At 40.7% G+C, this 18,652-nt stretch carries 14 protein-coding genes; 9 read left to right on the top strand and 5 right to left on the bottom strand.

Features of this window, described 5'->3' with window-relative positions; genetic code table 11:
* Positions 1 to 38 precede the first annotated feature (38 nt).
* Both JWG40_RS17445 and JWG40_RS17440 read left to right on the top strand, forming a co-directional pair.
* Positions 39 to 1,541 carry a succinate CoA transferase gene (locus tag JWG40_RS17445; protein WP_205287051.1) on the top strand — a complete coding sequence of 501 codons (1,503 nt, stop codon included), beginning with the start codon at positions 39 to 41 and terminating at the stop codon, positions 1,539 to 1,541.
* A complete protein-coding gene (locus tag JWG40_RS17440) occupies positions 1,538 to 2,791 on the top strand; it encodes an FAD-dependent oxidoreductase (RefSeq protein WP_205287050.1) in 1,254 nt (417 codons plus the stop codon). Before JWG40_RS17445 ends, JWG40_RS17440 begins: the two co-directional genes overlap by 4 nt.
* Before the next feature lie 13 nt (positions 2,792 to 2,804).
* Here the strand turns inward: JWG40_RS17440 and JWG40_RS17435 are convergent, their stop codons facing one another.
* Entirely contained in the window at positions 2,805 to 3,560 is a 756-nt protein-coding gene (locus tag JWG40_RS17435; protein ID WP_205287049.1) for an SAM-dependent methyltransferase, read from the bottom strand.
* 42 nt (positions 3,561 to 3,602) lie between these two features.
* On the opposite strand from JWG40_RS17435, the gene JWG40_RS17430 reads away from it, so the two are divergent.
* From JWG40_RS17430 to JWG40_RS17415, 4 genes are all read left to right on the top strand, one after another.
* The gene (locus JWG40_RS17430) at positions 3,603 to 3,869 is read left to right on the top strand and encodes a metal-sensitive transcriptional regulator (protein ID WP_002984317.1); all 267 of its coding nucleotides are present in this window, start codon (positions 3,603 to 3,605) and stop codon (positions 3,867 to 3,869) included.
* Positions 3,870 to 3,968: 99 nt separating this feature from the next.
* A complete protein-coding gene (locus JWG40_RS17425; RefSeq protein WP_205287048.1) occupies positions 3,969 to 4,193 on the top strand; it encodes a YgaP-like transmembrane domain in 225 nt (74 codons plus the stop codon).
* Between the two features lie 4 nt (positions 4,194 to 4,197).
* A complete protein-coding gene (locus JWG40_RS17420) occupies positions 4,198 to 5,610 on the top strand; it encodes a TolC family protein (protein ID WP_205287047.1) in 1,413 nt (470 codons plus the stop codon).
* Complete coding sequence (locus JWG40_RS17415; RefSeq protein WP_205287046.1) at positions 5,588 to 8,767, top strand: efflux RND transporter permease subunit; 3,180 nt, start codon at positions 5,588 to 5,590, stop codon at positions 8,765 to 8,767. The genes JWG40_RS17420 and JWG40_RS17415 overlap by 23 nt, the downstream gene beginning before the upstream one ends.
* Before the next feature lie 116 nt (positions 8,768 to 8,883).
* Here the strand turns inward: JWG40_RS17415 and JWG40_RS17410 are convergent, their stop codons facing one another.
* The 4 genes from JWG40_RS17410 to JWG40_RS17395 form a co-directional block, all read right to left on the bottom strand.
* Positions 8,884 to 9,666: a hypothetical protein gene (locus tag JWG40_RS17410; protein WP_205287044.1), complete on the bottom strand. Its 783-nt coding sequence runs from the start codon at positions 9,664 to 9,666 to the stop codon at positions 8,884 to 8,886.
* A 160-nt stretch (positions 9,667 to 9,826) separates the two neighbouring features.
* Positions 9,827 to 10,633: a hypothetical protein gene (locus JWG40_RS17405; RefSeq protein WP_205287043.1), complete on the bottom strand. Its 807-nt coding sequence runs from the start codon at positions 10,631 to 10,633 to the stop codon at positions 9,827 to 9,829.
* A gap of 39 nt (positions 10,634 to 10,672) precedes the next feature.
* Positions 10,673 to 11,479, bottom strand: coding sequence for a hypothetical protein (locus JWG40_RS17400; RefSeq protein ID WP_205287041.1), 807 nt, complete (start codon positions 11,477 to 11,479; stop codon positions 10,673 to 10,675).
* A gap of 146 nt (positions 11,480 to 11,625) precedes the next feature.
* The gene (locus tag JWG40_RS17395) at positions 11,626 to 14,007 is read right to left on the bottom strand and encodes a HAMP domain-containing sensor histidine kinase (protein ID WP_205287040.1); all 2,382 of its coding nucleotides are present in this window, start codon (positions 14,005 to 14,007) and stop codon (positions 11,626 to 11,628) included.
* Positions 14,008 to 14,170: 163 nt separating this feature from the next.
* On the opposite strand from JWG40_RS17395, the gene JWG40_RS17390 reads away from it, so the two are divergent.
* From JWG40_RS17390 to JWG40_RS17380, 3 genes are all read left to right on the top strand, one after another.
* A complete protein-coding gene (locus JWG40_RS17390; RefSeq protein ID WP_205287039.1) occupies positions 14,171 to 14,827 on the top strand; it encodes a transglycosylase SLT domain-containing protein in 657 nt (218 codons plus the stop codon).
* A gap of 70 nt (positions 14,828 to 14,897) precedes the next feature.
* Positions 14,898 to 16,100 carry a hypothetical protein gene (locus JWG40_RS17385; protein WP_205287037.1) on the top strand — a complete coding sequence of 401 codons (1,203 nt, stop codon included), beginning with the start codon at positions 14,898 to 14,900 and terminating at the stop codon, positions 16,098 to 16,100.
* 3 nt (positions 16,101 to 16,103) lie between these two features.
* The gene (locus JWG40_RS17380) at positions 16,104 to 18,614 is read left to right on the top strand and encodes a penicillin acylase family protein (RefSeq protein ID WP_205287036.1); all 2,511 of its coding nucleotides are present in this window, start codon (positions 16,104 to 16,106) and stop codon (positions 18,612 to 18,614) included.
* Positions 18,615 to 18,652: the final 38 nt, after the last annotated feature.

The following is an 18,652-nucleotide window of genomic DNA, read 5'->3' as shown; positions in this document are numbered from 1 at the left end:
ATCTCTTTATCTTTGGTCAAAGAAGAGAATTTACACTTATGGCCGTTACTAACTCATTAATTGAAGAAAAACTCAAAACAGCAGAAGATGTCGCAGCATTATTGCCGAGGCATGTAACTCTAGGATGTTCTGGATTTACTCCGGCGGGTTATCCAAAACTCATTCCTGTCGCATTTGCCAAAAGAATCGAAGATGAAAAAAAGTTGGGAAAAGAATTCTCCATCAATCTGTATGCAGGCGCCTCCACAGGAGAAGAATTGGATGGTGTTTTGGCGAAAACGGGTGCTCTTAAATTAAGAATCCCTTACCAATCCAATTCCCACCTTCGGAACCTTATCAATCAAGGCGAAACCGATTTCATTGATATGCATTTGTCTCATGTAGTAAAATACATCGAACATGGAATATTACCAAAAATTGATGCCGCTATTGTAGAAGCCATTGATGTTACAACTGACGGTAAAATTTATCTGTCCACATCTTCTGGAATGAGTGCCACTTACATTCAAAATGCGGAATCCGTCTATATTGAGTTAACGGATACCCATCCTTTGGAATTAAAAGGGTATCATGATATCTATCTCCCCAATCACCACGAAAAGGGACTTCCTATTAATATTCTCACGCCAGGAGACAGGATCGGCCTTCCTTATATTCAAGTCCCTCCTGATAAAATCAAAGGGATTGTGCGTTCAAACAAACCAGATGCGGCTACAGTTTTCAAAACACCTGATGAAGATTGCCAAAACATCGCGGCCCATGTTTTATCTTTTATTCAACATGAAATCAAGATGGGAAGAATTCCTAAAGAATACCTACCATTTCAAAATGGAGTTGGAAACATTGCCAATGCCGTGCTTGCGAGCATGGCAAAAGATCCCAACTTCCATTCCATTCAAATGTATACCGAAGTGGTCCAGGACTCGGTATTTGATTTGATTGATGCTGGAAAATTGGAGATTGCTTCCACATCCGCTTTAACTTTTTCCGAAAAGGGACTGAAACGATTTCATGAAAACATTAATGAATGGAAATCGAAGTTTGTCATTCGTCCGCAAGAGATTTCAAACCACCCAGAAGTGATCAGGCGTATGGGCCTCATTGCTATGAACACTGCTATTGAAGTAGATATTTATGGAAACGTAAATTCTACTCATGTGATGGGGACTTCGATGATGAATGGAATTGGCGGTTCAGGTGATTTCACAAGAAACTCTCATTTGTGTATTTTTATGACACCTTCACTCGCAAAAGAAGGAAATATTTCTGCAGTGGTTCCTATGGTATCTCATACAGATCATAACGAACATTCAACAATGATTTTTGTTACAGAACAAGGGTTAGCTGATCTCAGGGGATGTCCTCCTAAAAAACGGGCCGAACTCATCATTAACAACTGTGCTCATCCCATTTATAGAGACAAACTCCGTGAATACTATGAAAATGCTCTTCGTGTTTCCAAAGGGAAACATACTCCGCATGATTTAGAAAAAGCACTTTCTTGGCATGTCCAATTTTTAAAAACAGGAAGTATGAAGTGATCGCAATAGTCGGTTCTGGAATTACGGGACTTACTGCGGCCTGGGCTTTGAAAAAATTTAAAGATGTAACCTTATACGAAAAACATCAAGAGATAGGGATGGCCGCGTTTGGCGCCAAACAAATGGTAGATGGTAAAGAGGTAGAATTTGATATTCCCTTTAGAACCATCAAACGTGACTACTATCCCACTCTCTTCCAGATTTATGATAAAGCGGGCATCCGAACAAGGGCCGTTGATTATTCCTTTCGGGTGGAGTCAAATGAAGAGGCAATATTTGGATTTCGTTCCCACCAATTGTTTGGGATTCCTTTTGGTGTGCCCACAATGGATTCTTTAGTTTCGTCCAAAGGACGTAGGATTTTTTCCGATCTATTAAAGTTTTACACCAACGCAAAAGACGACTGGAAAAGGGAGAACCCGTCCATTTCTATTTTAGATTTTCTAATAAAGTATGGATACTCCAAAGAATTTATTTATGAATTTTTGCTTCCAACCTTTGCCCTAGTAAACACTTGTAAGACGGAGACTGTGGGAGCATATCCTGCAGAAACCATAATCGGATACCATTCCCGAGGTTATTCCTATACTCCGCAAGAAACGGCAAGTTTTGGAACGAGAGATATTGTCAATCGCCTCACCAACGGCCTAAACAACTTGCAATTAAATGCCGGGATCCAGCGAATCTATAAAAAAGCGGATAAAACCATCATTCGATTTGCAAACGAAGAAAAAGAATTTGAACATGTAATTCTTTCTACACAGGCAAACCAAGCAAAAGATCTGCTCGGTGAAGGATTTGATTTAGAAAAAGAAATTCTAAATGAGTTCCGTTATGAATCAAGTGATGTAGTTTTGCATTCGGATGAATCTTATTTTTCTAATCCATCCGTTTCTTTAGTTTTTAAAATCAGAAATAATTATGACAAACCTGAAGTGACTTTGGACTTGGGTAGGATCATTCCAGAGCTGCAGGGTAAAAAAATTTTTCAAACATGGAATCCCCACAAACTTCCCAAAGAAACTGATACTTTAAAATTGGCAAAGTTTGAAAGACCAGTGATGGATGACCGGACCGCCAAAGCCATCGGGAGAATTGCAACGTTACACTCTAACCCACAGTGTAATCTTTGGTTATGCGGTTCGTATTCTCTCTACGGAATTCCTCTTTTGGAAGCAGGAGCAAAGTCAGGATTACTTGTTGCTGCTAGGTTAGCTAATCAACAGATTGATGATTTAATCGATCTTTAATCCAATTTCGATTTTATTTTTCAAAAACATAATATTGGTAGGTAAGTCCCAAATGATTTACAAACCAACCTAAAACTTTAGTAAATGCCTTTAGAGAAGTTGGAAAATTTATAGATCCATTGATAAAGCCTTGTAAGACAGGTTTAGTCCAATCAAGGATTTGAATTTGTTTGAAGCCAGCACCTTCTAAATCGGAAACAGTTTCTGTGGTTTGTTTTAGATTTCCCTTCGGGATAAGAAAGGGTAGGTAAAGCCACCAAAGTTTTTTAAATTTTTTATCTGCAACTTGAAAATGAGTAAATACAAACTTTCCACCGGGTTTCAAAACTCGGTAACTCTCTCTATAAAATAGAGGAAGGTTTTGGAAGTGATAAGATGCATCTAAAGAGAATACAAAATCATAACTTGCATTTGGTAACGATTTCATTATTTCCCAGCTTCCCTTGAGAAATGGTTCGACTGCAACATGATTAGAAGCAAACAATTGTTCAGCGAAATCTGATTGTTCTCCTGGAAGATTAATCGCAGAGAGAAGTTTTGGATGAAACTTCTTTTGCCAATACACCAAACTGCCACCGAGACCTGATCCCACCTCCAAAATTTTTGTTTGAGACGCCAGTTGGCAAGCTTTGGCAAATTCTAGGACAAATCTAAGACCAGCAGTTTGATAGGAGGATTCCCCATCCCAATATCCAAAATTGGAAACGTAGTAGGGTGGTGATTGGGGAAGGATGGATGCGGGAGATTTAGAAAAGGGGAAGGGGGTCATTTTTTACTTGATGAATTCTTTATACCCTGCCGGGTATGTAGAATGAGCCTTTCGGAAAACCAAACTAAACTGATCCACCGTATCAATCGAATCCAGGGACAGCTGGAAGCAATCAAGAATACAATTACAACCGAAGAAAAAGACTGCGAAAAAGCAATCCTACTCTTAAAAGCAGCCCACCAGGCCATGAAAAAATTTGGGGAGGCCTACATCCACGAGTATATGGATACCTGTTTTAAAGAAAAAAAGTCCAACCAAAGTATCGAAACTGACGTAAAAAAAGCCATTACCGCCGCATTCTCACTTTAATCTCGCCTACCTTCTAGAAAAAATCCATAATTCGCTTGCCACATATACCCCACGGGGTATATGTGGATTTAGATTCTATATACTATAGGGGGTATGGTAATGTTTCTAGCTTCAACAAAAACTTGGTATTTGGAACGAGTGGTTTATTTCATCGCTGGGCTATTTAGTTTGGTGGGAGTTTCACTCGGAACCTTTGTTTCACCTTGGTGGTATCTTTTGAACCTACTTGTGGGTGTGAACTTGGTTGTTTTTTCAACCATTGGTTTTTGTCCGATGGCAATTCTTCTGAACAAACTTGGTTTTCAACCGAAGGTGAGGGATTAAGAATATGAAATTTATCATTAGCATTTTGCTTTTGGTCGGTCCGATGGCTCTCTTTGCGGAGGGCGTCGGATTTGAAAACTTATGGAAACGAATCGAAGAGAATTCTTCAGCAAGAAAATCTAAATATTTGGAATGGAAAGCGGGAGAAATTGCAAGGGATCGATCCGACAAACACTGGTTACCTAGGGTTTACACAGACTTACGCACTTTTCAAACGAATGATCCCACTCTCAACTTTATGGGAAAACTAAGCCAAAGGAGTGCTACCGACTCTGATTTTTCCACAGCATCTACAAGATATAGGCCAGGAAACTTTTTAGATTCGAATAACCAACCTTATTCCACGCTGAATTCGGATACTATGAATCTACTTGCCAAAGATACACTCAACTATCCAGGAAGTCATACTTATTCCCGTGGAACACTTGGTATGGATTTACCACTGTATGAAGGTGGTTCCGGAAAAACACTCGCTGCAATGAATGAAAAAAGATCTGTAGGTCTTAAATTTGAATGGCTTGCGGTTCGAGACAGAGAATTTGCTCAAGCAGGATTTTACTACAGGGCCATACAAACGTTAAATGAATACAAACACAGGTTAGAGCAAATTAAAAAAATTGAATCTAGATTCCAATCCAACTACTCCCTCGGGAATAAGGGAAATCCAGTTGGGTATGCCGGTTACTTAGCTTTAAAATCCATAAAAAACCAAATCGCCGTTCTTGAAAAACAATCAGATCTGCAAATTAGCGACTACAAAGAAACATTATATGTTCTATCAGACCTCCCTCCTTCTGATTTAGAAATTATTGAATCAGATTTGAATGTATTTTTGGACACTCATTTCAAACGTCCCACAGGATACGAAAGATCCAATCAGATGAATGCCCAAATCAAATATGCCGAAGGGGAAAAACTCAAGAGCGAAATGGAAATGGCTAAGTTTTTACCAAAGGTCGGTGCTTATTCTGAAGCTTACGGGTATCAAGGAAGTCGTAATACAGCGAACGCCTACCAAGCGGGTGTGTATCTGCAAATGAATCTCTATAATCCCAAGGATATGGGAGTTGTGGAAGAATCCAAACTCAATGCAGAAGCAGCCTTAAAAAAAATAGAAGAGAAAACTAAAGAAGAAGAAGCCCACGTAAAATCTCTTTTCCAAAAAGAAATAACTCTTTCGGAAAGTCTCGAGTTAGTCAGGGAAACCGTAAAATACCAAGACGAACAGATTGTGAATATGCAGAGATTGTTTCAAAGTGGTGCGATCAATGCTGTCCAATTTGCAGAAACACTCAATAAATCTTTAGAACTCTCTCGTGTTTTAATGGAAACGGAAGTCGCTCTTTTACAAGTCAGAACAGAAACATCATTATTTTCAAATAAGGAAGAATCAAATGAATCCATTGGAAGAAATTAGAAAAGGATTTGCAGGAAGGCTTGCGGAAACCTTTCTGCATTCTCGTCTCACTCCCGTCATTGCGGTTGCAAGTTTGGTGCTTGGTTTGTTTGCCGTATACCTAACACCAAAAGAAGAAGAACCACAAATTTCGGTTCCTATGATTGATATCCAGATTCCTGCTCCTGGATTTTCTCCTGAAGAAACGGAACGCAAAGTCACAGAAGCTGTAGAACGAGCGGTTTGGGGATTGGAAGGAGTCGAATATGTTTATTCCACAAGTAAATGGCATGGCAGTTATATTACGGTTCGATTCAAAGTGGGAGAACCCATCGAACCATCGCTTGTAAAAATCCACCATAAATTGATGGAGGTAAAGAACTCTCTTCCACAGACCACACTAAGTCCCATCGTTAAGTCTTATTCTATTGACGATGTTCCCTTTCTTGCCTTGAGTTTCAGTGCAGAAACAATGAATGACTATGAGTTGCGCCAAATTGTTGCACCACTGGCTCGTGAATTATCTTCCACTCCTGATTTAGCAAGTGTGCAAATGTTAGGTGGACTTAAAAAAGTGGTTCGCGTTAAGGTGGATCCTAATCTTCTAAACCGTTATGGAGTTACTGCCATTGAAGTAGCTATGAGTTTAAAACAGAACGATGCGCTCATCCCTGCTGGGAAAAATTGGTCATCCGATTCTGTGATGGATATCGAAGTAGGTGGTGTACTTAAAAAAATATCAGATGTCAAACGCCTTCCTGTTGCACAACGCGGGGGACGAGTGGTTCGTATCCAAGACTTAGCCGTCGTAGAAGAGGGGCCAGAAGAAAGAACCAGATCTTCGGCACTCTTTGACAAATCTCTCGGGGAAACAAAACGAAATGCGGTCACAATCGTATTTGCCAAACGAAAAGGCACAAACGTTGTCAATTTATCTAAGGATCTATTGGAAAGAGCCAATTTATTCCAGAAAGATTTACCAAAAGAAATTCGTTTGAGTGTGATCCGTGACTATGGAAGTACAGCCGAAGACAAATCACATGAATTAATCGAACACCTTCTTATCGCAACCATTTCCGTGACGATTCTGATTGCGTTATGGATGGGTTGGCGTTCAGCACTTGTTGTTGCCATTGCCATCCCCGTCACATTGGCACTGACTTTAGCAATCTACTATTTCCTTGGGTATACACTGAACCGTGTCACTCTATTTGCTTTGATCTTTTCTATCGGGATTTTAGTCGATGATGCAATTGTGGTTGTAGAAAACATTGAACGGCATTTGGAAGAAAATCCAAAGTTAGGAATCATTCGTGCAACACTTGTGGCTGTATCAGAAGTGGGAAATCCGACCATTCTTGCTACCTTTACTGTGATTGCTGCTATTTTGCCTATGGCTTTTGTGCGAGGACTTATGGGGCCTTATATGAAACCAATTCCTGTTGGGGCAAGCCTTGCGATGATCCTTTCCCTCATCGTTGCTTTTGTCATCACTCCTTGGGCCTCCATTCGACTTTTGAAAGAGAATCATACTCATGCTGAGAGTGAAACCGGTGAACATAAAATCTCCAAACTAGATCAAATTTATATTCGTTTTATGAATTGGTTACTTGGATTCAAAAAGAATGCCACTGTGTTTGGTGCGATTACTATCGGATTGTTATTGGCCTCTATGGCATTTGTTGGATTCAAGTGGGTGAAAGTGAAGATGTTACCTTTTGACAACAAAGAAGAGTTCCAGGTTTTACTTGATTACGAGCCAAGAACCACACTCACTCAAAGTATGGTCCGTTCCGAAGAACTGACAAAAATTCTTCTAAAAAATCCCAATGTAGAAAAAATTCAAATTTTCGCTGGGGAAGCGGCTCCGTTTTCTTTCTCAGGTATGGTGAAACATTCCTTTCTTCGAAACCTTGATTCTATGAATGATTTACAAATTATTCTAAAGAACAAAAACGATCGTAAAGAATCGAGTCATGAGATTATAGAATCCTTACGATCCGACATACGAAAGTTTGGTGATCGTTATGGAGTAGTGACCAAAGTATTGGAAATCCCTCCGGGCCCACCGGTGATGGCAACGATGGTAGCAGAAGTATATGGCCCAACAGCTGCAGAAAGACAACGTGTGACCGAAGAAATTTACAATATTTTTCGGGAAGAGCCAAGTGTTGTGGATTTGGATACTTCACTTCGTAATGGCCGGCCCAAGATGGTGTATCCCATTGATTTTGAAAAATCTGGACTTTATGGAATCAAAACTTCCGCTTTGGCGTATACAGGTTCGATTCTTTTCTCTGAATCTTCTCTGGTCAGTTTAGCCACGGCTCTGGAACCTGAGGAAGTGACGGTCAATTTATCTGTGATCCAGAATGCTCGTGGTTCCAAAAATCCTTTCCAAAACCAAAACATCATGTCAATGGAGGCAGGTGTGGTTTCCTCGGAACGGGTTTTGGGAAATCCATATAAGGAAGAAGACCGAGCGTTATTCCGTAAAAATCTAAAGCCAGTCAACTATGTGATGAGTGAACTTTCCGGGGCCGAAGAAGCTCCCGTTTATGGAATGTTGAAACTCGCACCGAAAATCAAATACCAAACACAAACAGCCGACGTTCCTTGGAATACAAGGGAACCTGTGATTAAGTGGGATGGGGAATGGTTTATCACCTATGAAGTGTTCCGTGATCTCGGGGGAGCATTTGCGGTTGTGATTTTACTGATTTATGTTTTGGTTTTAGGTTGGTTTAAAAGTTATACAGTTCCCCTTGTGATCATGGCACCCATTCCTATTTCCCTAATTGGAATTTTACCGGGCCACTGGGTGATGGGAGCTTACTTTACAGCCACATCAATGATTGGGTTTATCGCAGGAGCTGGGATCATCGTTCGAAACTCGATCATCCTAGTTGATTTTATCGAAGGAGAAATCAAAAAAGGTGTGCCTCTCAAGGAAGCGGTGGTTCATGCGGGAGTGGTTCGGTTTCGACCCATGTTACTCACTGCTTCTGCCGTTGTGGTGGGATCCTTTGTGATGTTATTCGATCCTATTTTTCAGGGTCTTGCCATCTCACTGATGTTTGGTGAAATAGCAGCAACTGTTCTTAGCCGGTTTGCTGTTCCTGTTTTATACTACTGGTTTATTGGGAAATCTAGACAGGGTGTCATCAAACACGGATAAAAGAATATATTTCTTGGATTGGAATTTAAAATAAAAAAGGCTGAAATATTTTCAGCCTTTAAAGTAAATACCCTTTGGTGTAAAATACCAAGGGGTATTTTGTATCAGACAACTAATTAACGAGTTCCCTCGTTTTTAATTTCACTATGGTTCTTATACAAACCAGTGGCTGTTAGAGAAGGTGCTCTCACATGTCCTGTGTATTGTGTATAAGTAGTGCTACCACTCACGATGGAAGATTGGCATTTGTCAAGCCCACCAGAACGGTTGTATCCACAAGAAGAGTGGTATGCCACAGCATAGTCATCTTCTCCTGGTAGAATTGCAGATGGTCCGAATGCACCTTTATAACCAGGTACATGGTGGATCTGAATTCCGCCCGTATTGTTGTGATTGAATGCCCCGCGAGCTGTGGATACGATGAGAGATTTGTCCATCGCATTTCCACCAAACCCAAACGTTGCGCCGTTTAATGCAGAAGCCAGTTCCGATCCACCAGAAGCTGCAGCAAGAGCTGTTACTTTTGTTAGATTAAAACCTTTTGCCGATGCCGTCGAACCAAGGTTAGACAACCAAAATTCGATCGCATAACATCCTGCTGAGTGGCAAACTACTTTGCAAGAGTTAGATCCTTTGCAATAGTTAGTAAGCCCCGTGGCAATGTTTGTTTGTGCACGAGCCGATCCGTAAGTTCTCGGGTCAGTTTTTCCGTCGTAACCGATGAAAATCTTAGATCCAGAAACCGTATTCGCTGAGGTTCCCCAATACGAATTTACGTCTGTCGTACCCACACCGTTGTGGTTTTTGTCTGATTTTCCGTGAATGAACACGGTGTATGTTTGTGCACTGAGCGATCCCGCAAATAACATCGCAAGTACAGTGGTGATGGTCTTTCGCATTTTTTTTCCCTTTCCTGATTTTCTTTATTACGACACAAATTACATAAATAAGTCAAATGTGTCAATTTATATATAGTGAAGGCAAAAAAAAGGCCAGCCGGTTTGGGCTGACCTTCGTCCTGTTTCCTCTTTTAGAGAAGAATCGGGAGTATTTCGAATCCTATCGGTATCCTTCTTTTTTGATTTCACTGTGGTCGAGGTAAAGACCAGTAGAAGTCACGGAAGGAGCACGGTAGTGTCCACTGTATTGTGTGTAAGTTACGTTGGAATTGAATGGCCAAATTCCTTCACTTTGAGTGAGAGAAGATTGGCATTTGTTCAATCCACCGGCTTTGTTATAACCGCAAGAAGAGTGGTAAGCAACAGCATAGTCATCTTCTCCAGGAAGAATTGCCGATGCTCCGAACATTCCTTTGTAACCAGGGACATGGTTTACAGCAACTCCAGCAGTATTGTTGTGATTGAAGGCACCACGAGCAGTTCCTACGATGAGAGATTTGTCCATCGCATTTCCACCAAACCCGAATGTAATCCCATTCAGAGCAGAAGCCAATTCCGATCCACCAGAAGCTGCAGCAAGAGCTGTTACTTTTGTTAGATTAAAACCTTTTGACGAAGCCGTAGAACCAAGGTTAGACAACCAATACTCGATCGCATAACATCCCGCAGAATGGCAAACGATTTTACAAGAGTTAGATCCTTTGCAATAGTTAGTAAGACCAGTGGCAATGTTTGTTTGTGCACGGGAAGATCCATAAGTTCTAGGGTCAGAAGTTCCATCGTAACCGATGAAAATCTTAGATCCGGAAACGGTGCTAGTGGAAGATCCCCAGTATCCGTTTACGTCTGTTGTTCCCACACCATTGTGGTTTTTGTCTGACTTACCGTGAATGAACACAGTGTAAGTTTGAGCACTGAGCGATCCTGCAAACAGCATCGCGAGTATTGTTGTGATTGAGCTACGCATCTCTTTTTTCCTTTTCCTTCTTTAAATGATTCCGATTATCTATCTCCAACCTTCGGTTTTGATTTGACCGTGGTCTAGATAGAGTCCTGTAGATGAAACAGACGGTGCACGGTAGTGACCACTGTATTGGTTGTATGTTCTGTTGGATCCAAATGGCCAAAGTCCTTCATACTGAGTGAGTGAAGATTGGCATTTGTTTAATCCGCCTGCGCGGTTGTAACCGCAAGAAGAGTGGTAAGCAACGGCATAGTCATCTTCTCCAGGAAGAATGACAGAAGCGCCAAACATTCCTTTGTAACCAGGGACATGGTTTACAGCAACTCCAGCAGTATTGTTATGATTGAAGGCACCACGTGCTGTAGTTACAATCAGCGACTTGTCCATTGCGTTTCCACCGAAACCAAAAGTGATCCCGTTGAGAGCATTCGCCAGTTCCGATCCACCGGAAGCTGCAGCAAGAGCTGTTACTTTTGTTAGATTAAAACCTTTTGCTGAAGCCGTAGAACCGAGGTTAGACAACCAATATTCAATGGCATAACATCCTGCAGAATGGCAAACGATTTTACAAGAGTTAGATCCTTTGCAATAGTTAGTAAGACCAGTGGCAATGTTTGATTGTGCGCGAGAAGATCCATAAGTTCTAGGATCGGTTTTTCCATCGTAACCGATGAAGATTCTTGTTCCACCGACAGAGTTTACTGAGGAACCCCAGTAGCTATTTACATCAGTAGTCCCAACACCATTGTGATTTTTGTCTGATTTTCCATGAATGAAGACTGTGTAAGTTTGGGCACTTAGGGATCCCGTTAAGAGAATGGCTGTAATTGTCGCTAGTATGGTTCGCATCTGATTTTCCTATTTCCGAAGGTATGTTCTCTTTGTTTTATAAGTTTGGCAAAAGATTGACAAGAAATTTTTTCCTAAATTTAGACAAAATTTTAACATAATTTTGCCATTGTCAGGGTTTCTCTGACAATGTTTAGGGCTGGAACCTAGGATTTTGCTAGGGGGATGTGGATGGAAAAGAGGGTTTTGCCAGGTTGGCTTTCGACTTGGATGCTGCCATTATGGTTTTGGATGATCTTTTGAACGATGGAAAGGCCGAGTCCTGTCCCCATTCCCAGTTCTTTGGTGGTGAAAAATGGTTCAAAAATACGTGGAAGTATGTCTTCCGGAATTCCTTTCCCATTGTCTTCAATAGTGATGAGTGCCTCCGTTTGTTCTTCTTTCAGAAAAATTCGGATTTTCCCACCTTCTTTCGGACAGGCCTGGATGGAATTGTAAATGAGGTTGGTCCATACTTGGACAAGTTCGTCGGCATGGCCGAGAATCACAGGATCCCCGCTCACCTTCCATTCAATTTCAATATTCTGTTTCCAACTGGTGGAATACATGGAGAGAACTGAATCAATTCCTTCTTTGAGAGAGAGGAATTTTTGCGATTCCTTGGGACCGGAGTAGGAATGGTGTTTGAGGGCAAAAACAATTTTGGAGGCTCGTTCCACTGCGGTTTCAATAATCCCCAAATGAAATCCAATGACAAAGTCATTGAGTTGTGACTGGAAAATGCTTCTTCCTTCTTCTGTATCGAATAGGGTTTGGTATTCTTCGGGAACGGTCTCTATCTTAAAATCAAAACAGGTGTCTGCCAGGGAAATGGGATCGGGAATAGATTTTGATTTAAAGAAAGCAATGAGTTCTTTTTTTCTTTTAAACCGGGACGTGACTTCCGAGCGTTTTTGGTTTTTGAACTCTGCGATAAATCTTTCCGCTAAAAGAAAATTTTCTGATTTTTCAGGGTTTGGAATGTTGGATTGTCCATCTTTAATAAACTGGATACTCCCTTTAATGGCTGCTAGTGGGTTGTTGATTTCGTGGGCAACACTGGCCGCAATTTTTCCTAGAGTCGACATCCGCTCTGCTTGTAGAAGTTGTTCTTGGGTTTCTCTTAATTCTAAGATGGTTTGGTTTAATGATTCTGTCCTTTCTTCAATTTTTTGTTCCAATTGAAGTCTCGCATCCCGAACAATCGATATCATTTCATTGAAACTGTTTGATAACTCTCCGATTTCATCTCTACTTGATACTTTGACTGTAACAAATAAATCGCCCGAATGCATTTTTCGAATTCCCGCAAGTAATCTTGTCAATGGATAGACGATACTTGTTTTATGTAACACTGGATACAACATAAAGATCGTAAACAGAGAGAATAATAACGTGACAATTAGCCAAACAACGGTTTGGTGAACCGTGTTTCTGTATTCTATATAAGGGATTGCAATTAGGAAATGATGGTTTTTAGCGTAGAATTCAGAAACCCAGTAAATCCCCTTGGGTTCTTTAGAAAAGGACTCAACTGTAAACGATTCAAAAGAATTTGGTCTGTTTTGGATCTCTGTTATGTTTTCTTTTGTGAAATTGATTTTGTTGATACGAAAAGATTGATTCTGCACATCAATAACAAGATCTGAAAGATATACAAAAGGATAAATGGTCCCCAATTCAAACTGAGTTTTGATGCTATGTTTTTCCCGACTCATTTCATTTTGAAAGTCGATTCTAAATCGGTTGAAAAGAAAGTTTGCAACAATCGAAAGGATTAAATATAAAACAGTTAAGTTGAATGTCATGATTTTGAATCCAACTGTCGAGGGGATGGTTTCTTGGTTGAGTGAAACTAACACAAGAATGGTCATGATAATGATCGTTAGGTTGGTGAGTAAAAATAAAAATGTTGGTTTGCTAAAGTAGTTTAGATCAACTAAGATATCTGCAAACGCTAACAAAAGAATCCCTAGTATCGCTAAAAGAAATCCGCCCGTATTTCTTTTTTTTGATCCTTGAAACCGAAAAAACTTCGCCGTGAGTGCTGCAATCGTATTCCCAAGAATTAAACACAAAACGCCTGCTATGGAAATAATCGATAATTGAACAATCTTTGAGGCTGAATTTTGATCAGGAACATAAAATTCCATTTTCGGATCAAAATGTATCTCTCTGTAAAAAAATCCAATCCCATTGGCTACGATGGCGGCAGCTGCAAAAATGATGTGAATCCGAAGGCTCCACTTTCTCCATCTAGGAAAACTATTTTCCTGGAACCCAAAGGCAAGATGGGAAGAGGAGACTCCCAAAACCAAAATGACTGGATTTTTTAGAAATACGAACACATAGGCGGTCCAAGGTGCCACAAAAGAATTACAAATCGACCATGCCACAGACCAGAAAAAAAGACAGAATAAGGGAATCAAGAGGCCACGAAAGGTAGGAGTGAGATCCTCCTTACGGGACATAAAATAGACAAAGGCAATCCCGCTCACCAAACAGAGCCCAAAATAGAAAAAACTATAAAGATTCAGTAAGGGGACCAAGCAATCCAGATATCCCTGATGTTTGACTTTAGGCAAGCATTTCGTTTTTCCTGGGGGATTGGTTTGGTGCGATGCACAAAATTGGGCTTGCTCGTGAGAGGCCTAGGGAAATCATGGGCTTATTGTGCGATGCACAAAGGAAAGTCTCCTACAAGAGGACCTAATGCGAAAAAGAAACTCACTCACCCAAATCCTTGGAACTAGTTTTCTAGTTCTAGTCTTTCTTATGGAATCTTATGGCAAGATTAGTTCGGCCGGCCTTGCCGTTCGAAACGAATCTTCTAAAAGAAAGTTGGAAGTCTACATTGCCAAATACCGCCCCAGTTTATCTCCCCAGGAGAGGTCAGATCTTGTTTCCGCAATGGAGCGAGCATCTCTGAATTTACGCCTGCCTATGGGAAAGAAACACGAACGTTATGACAAATTAGGATTTTTGGTAGGCCTGGTGCATACAGAATCCCAATTCCATAAACGGGCCAAGTCACATAAGGGCGCTCTCGGCCTGATGCAAGTGATGCCAGCGACTGCCAAATGGTTGGCAACAAAAGAAGGAATCCCCTTTTCTTCAGAAAAAGATTTATATGATCCAGAAACCAATTTGTATCTTGGTGTTTTGTATATGAATTATCTTTTGGAACGGACCGACTCGGTGGAAGCAGCATTATTATCTTATAATGCAGGACTTGGTGGTTATAAACGGTTTGGAGGCATTCCAGAGTATTCACGATCAGTGTACCGTTACTATGAAGATTGGAAATCCATGCCAGTTCCAACACAAAGTATGATTTCGGAAACGGTTGCGAGTCTTCTTTCCATTTAAATTTTACTTTACATAGTTCCAAAACCGACAAGGCTCTTATCCGTTTTACAAAACAAAAGGATGGGAGCGTATGGATTTAATTCGTAGATACGGTGTGTATCTAGCAGTTGTTATATTGGTCGTGATTGGCCTTATCTTCTTTTTATTTAAGGATAATGCAGGTTCTGATCAAGATGCTAGAGAGAAAGCCAGACAAGAACGGATGGCAAGTAGCTCTGATCCAACGCAAGCTGATGATAGTTCTGGAAGTGGTTCTGATGGATCGAGTGGGATTCCCGACGATGGAGCCACCCCCGAATATATTTTAGAAAAGTATTTAGAATGGTCCGAATACCCTCCGTTTTCAAGACCGATGTCTATTTTAAATCATGATTTAGCATTTCCTTTTATCATCGAAACCTCTCCCGACTATTCCATTGATCCAAAAACGAACGAACCAACAGGTTATGTTTGTCTATTCCAACCCAAAACTTGGGCTGTCATTGGAAACAAAGACATGATGTATGTGACTTTAGAATGCCGTGACAAAGCAAGAAACCGTGTGAAGGTATCTATCGATTCTCACCAGGTATTTAAAGAATGGGAAGGTCAAAGGTTTGGAGTTGTCAGTGCATCAGTGAATGACAATGGAACAGATGGTGACCAAACAAGAGGAGATAACATTTTTACTTTTTCATGGAAACCACAAAAACCTGATTGGGGTCAAATGTCTCTCGTTGCAGAAATCACTTACGGGCCAGAGAATCTTAAAACAACTTTAACCTCTAGTTTTTTTTCCAGTCCATCCATCCCTGCAGAATTTAACGGAGTGTTTTCTGACTCCTTACAAGATGGTTCTCTCATTGTGAGAGCTGTTGTGAATGTTTACAAAAAAGGGAAATACCATTTGGAGGCGAATTTAAAGGACGAAAAGAATGGAGAGTATGTCGCCTATTCAGTGTATGATGGTGATTTGGTTTCCGGTTCCAATGAAGTAGAGTTTACTTTTTATGGAAAAATCCTTCGGGATAAAGATTTGGACGGTCCATATATCGCCACATCTTTCCGTGGACATCGTGTGAATTTACCAATTGATCCGGAGTGGTTCAACCAAGGTGCCGAAGGCCTTCGTAAAATCCAAGCGGCTAAAACAACAGAACCAGACCGTGAACTTGTCATCCCTTATAAGGATGAATACAAAACAAAGTATTATAAAGTGGAATCCTTCTCGAATGCAGCTTGGGATTCGGCAGACAAACAAAATCGCATTCGTCAAATTAAAACATTGCAGTAACCTATGTTAGACAAAGTAAAAACATTTACAAGAAAGAGACCATTTACCAGTCTCTTTCTTGTTTTTATCCTCACCCTTCCAGTTTCCCTACACTTTTTGTTTTGGGGACTCGTATCCTTAAAAGCTCCGAACTACAATGGAGAGATTGTTTCTGATAAACTTACTTCCAAAGTAACTGTGATTCGGGACGGTGCTGGGATTCCGCATATTGTTGCTGGAGACGCCAAGTCCGCCTACTTTGCATTAGGTTATACGATGGCCCAGGATCGTATTTTCCAAATGGAATTACAAAGACGGATCGGAAAAGGAGAACTCACGGAAATTTTCGGAGACAAACTTATACCCACGGATCAGTTTTTAAAGTCTCTCCTTTTGAAAAAAACGGCAGAAGAATATGCCAATCAAACAAGTCATATCCATCCAGAAGCCTGGAATCAATTGGATTGGTTTTTGGATGGGGTGAACCATTTTCTCTCCGAAGACAATTTGCCGATCGAATACACAATTCTTGGCATCAAACCAAGGCCATTTGATAGAGTTGATGCTATTTCCTTTTTGTTTTATATGGGTTTTTCTTTTGCCGAAGGAATCAAATCGGACAGTTTGTACACCATCATGGAATCGGAGTTAAAGGGTCGTTCTGCAAGCGAACTTTTCCCGAGGTATGACTTTGAAAAAAATGCAACTATTTTGGAAACACAACCTGGTGTTCGGAAGTTGGCACAAAACCAGGATGTTAAAAAATTAAATCCAATTCAAAATCAGAATCATTTTCTAAAACCAAATCAACAGAACCTAACCAGTGGATCTGATGTTCTTAATCTAAAACAACTTGTATCCTTTGTGAATCAACTCCAGTTGCCAATTGAGCCTTTGGAAGGAAGTAATTCATGGCTTGTGGGACCGAGTCGATCAGAAAGTGGTGGGGCCGTTCTTGCCAATGACCCACACATTGCATTATCCAATCCTGGTGCTTGGTATGAAGCTTATATTGAATACCCTGGATATGAAAACTACGGATACTTTTTATCCATCATTCCTTTTCCCCTCATTGCACATAACAGAGACAAGGCATGGGGACTAACCATGTTGGAACAAGATGATGTGAATTTGTATTTGGAAACCATTGATGGAAACAAATTCAAAACCGGAGCTGGTTGGAAGGATTTGACTTACTACCGCGATCCCATTCGTAAAAAAGATGGTACAGAAATTCCATTTGAAGTGGGAATCACAAACCATGGCCCACTCATCACTGAACATATCAAAGGATTCAAAGGTCGACCAGTCAGTTTGTACTGGGCTCACCACCATTTACAAAACCCACTCCTAGATGTTCTCTTTCAAATGGGAAAATCAAAATCATTCACAGAACTCGATGCCGCGTCTTCTATGATTGGTGCTCCTGGTCTTAATTTTAGTTATGCGGATAAAAATGGAAACATCGCTTACTATGCAGTAGGCCGGTTCCCAATTTTAAAGTCTGGAAATTCACGTAAAATTTTAGAAGGTTCTACGGGAGAAAACGATGTGATTGGTTATGTTCCGGTAAAGAACAATCCAAAAATCATCAATCCTAAAAATGGAATCATTGTCACGGCCAATAACCAAGTGACAAATAAACCCCTTCCAGGACTTGGAATACCTGAAGGAAACTGGCAACCACCAGATCGTTTTCAGAGGTTAGTTGGAATTTTGGAAACAAAGGAAAAATGGAGTTTGGAAGAACTGGCGGCCATTCAGAACGATACGGTATCTTCCTTTGCACCAGAATATTTGGATCTAGTTTTATCGACAGTTAAGGATGCCAAAACACCGAACGGAAAAAAGGTATTAAGGATCTTAAAAACTTGGAACTTTGAACATTTTCCCGAATCGCAAGGTGCTGCTGTTTACGACGTTTTCTTTTATATCACTCTTCGGGAGTTGTTAATCGATGAGATGGGAACCACCAATTTTGAGTTATACGGAGATATGGCTGAATATTGGATTGCTTACCGTCGTTTTCTGCGTAACCCCAGTTCACCTTTTTGGGATGATTTACGAACAGAAGGGATCACTGAATCAAGAGAAGATATTTTGAAAAGGTCGATTGAGGAAACAGGAAGGTATTTGGAAAACCATCTATCTGCTTCCCCAAGCCTTTGGACTTGGAAAAATCTGTATAAAATCAAACACCCACATCCCCTTGGCGTATTGCCAGTGGTAGGTGGGATTTTTGATATTGGCCCTCTCCCTTCCGCAGGTGGGTCAGAGGTTGTGAACAATTTGAAATACAAACTCATGAAGGAAGATTGGACTGCCTTCGCTGGACCTTCTAAAAGACGAGTGATTGACTATGGTCGTTTTGAAGAGTCGGTCACCCAGCTTCCGATTGGAAATAGTGGAAACCTAGCAAGTCCCTTTTATGGAAACTTGGTGGATGACTATATCAATGGGGTTCATAGAAAAATTCTCTATTCGAAGGAACAAGTGGGGGAAGGTAGGTTTCGATTAGAATTTCGACCTCGATAATTTTCTAAATTTTCCCCACCTAGTGGTGGGGATTCTCC

This window comes from Leptospira abararensis (genome assembly GCF_016918735.1).
Lineage (GTDB): Bacteria > Spirochaetota > Leptospiria > Leptospirales > Leptospiraceae > Leptospira_A > Leptospira_A abararensis.
The sequence above is the reverse complement of the archived record's forward strand: the minus strand, read 5'-3'. Positions and strand labels throughout refer to the sequence as shown.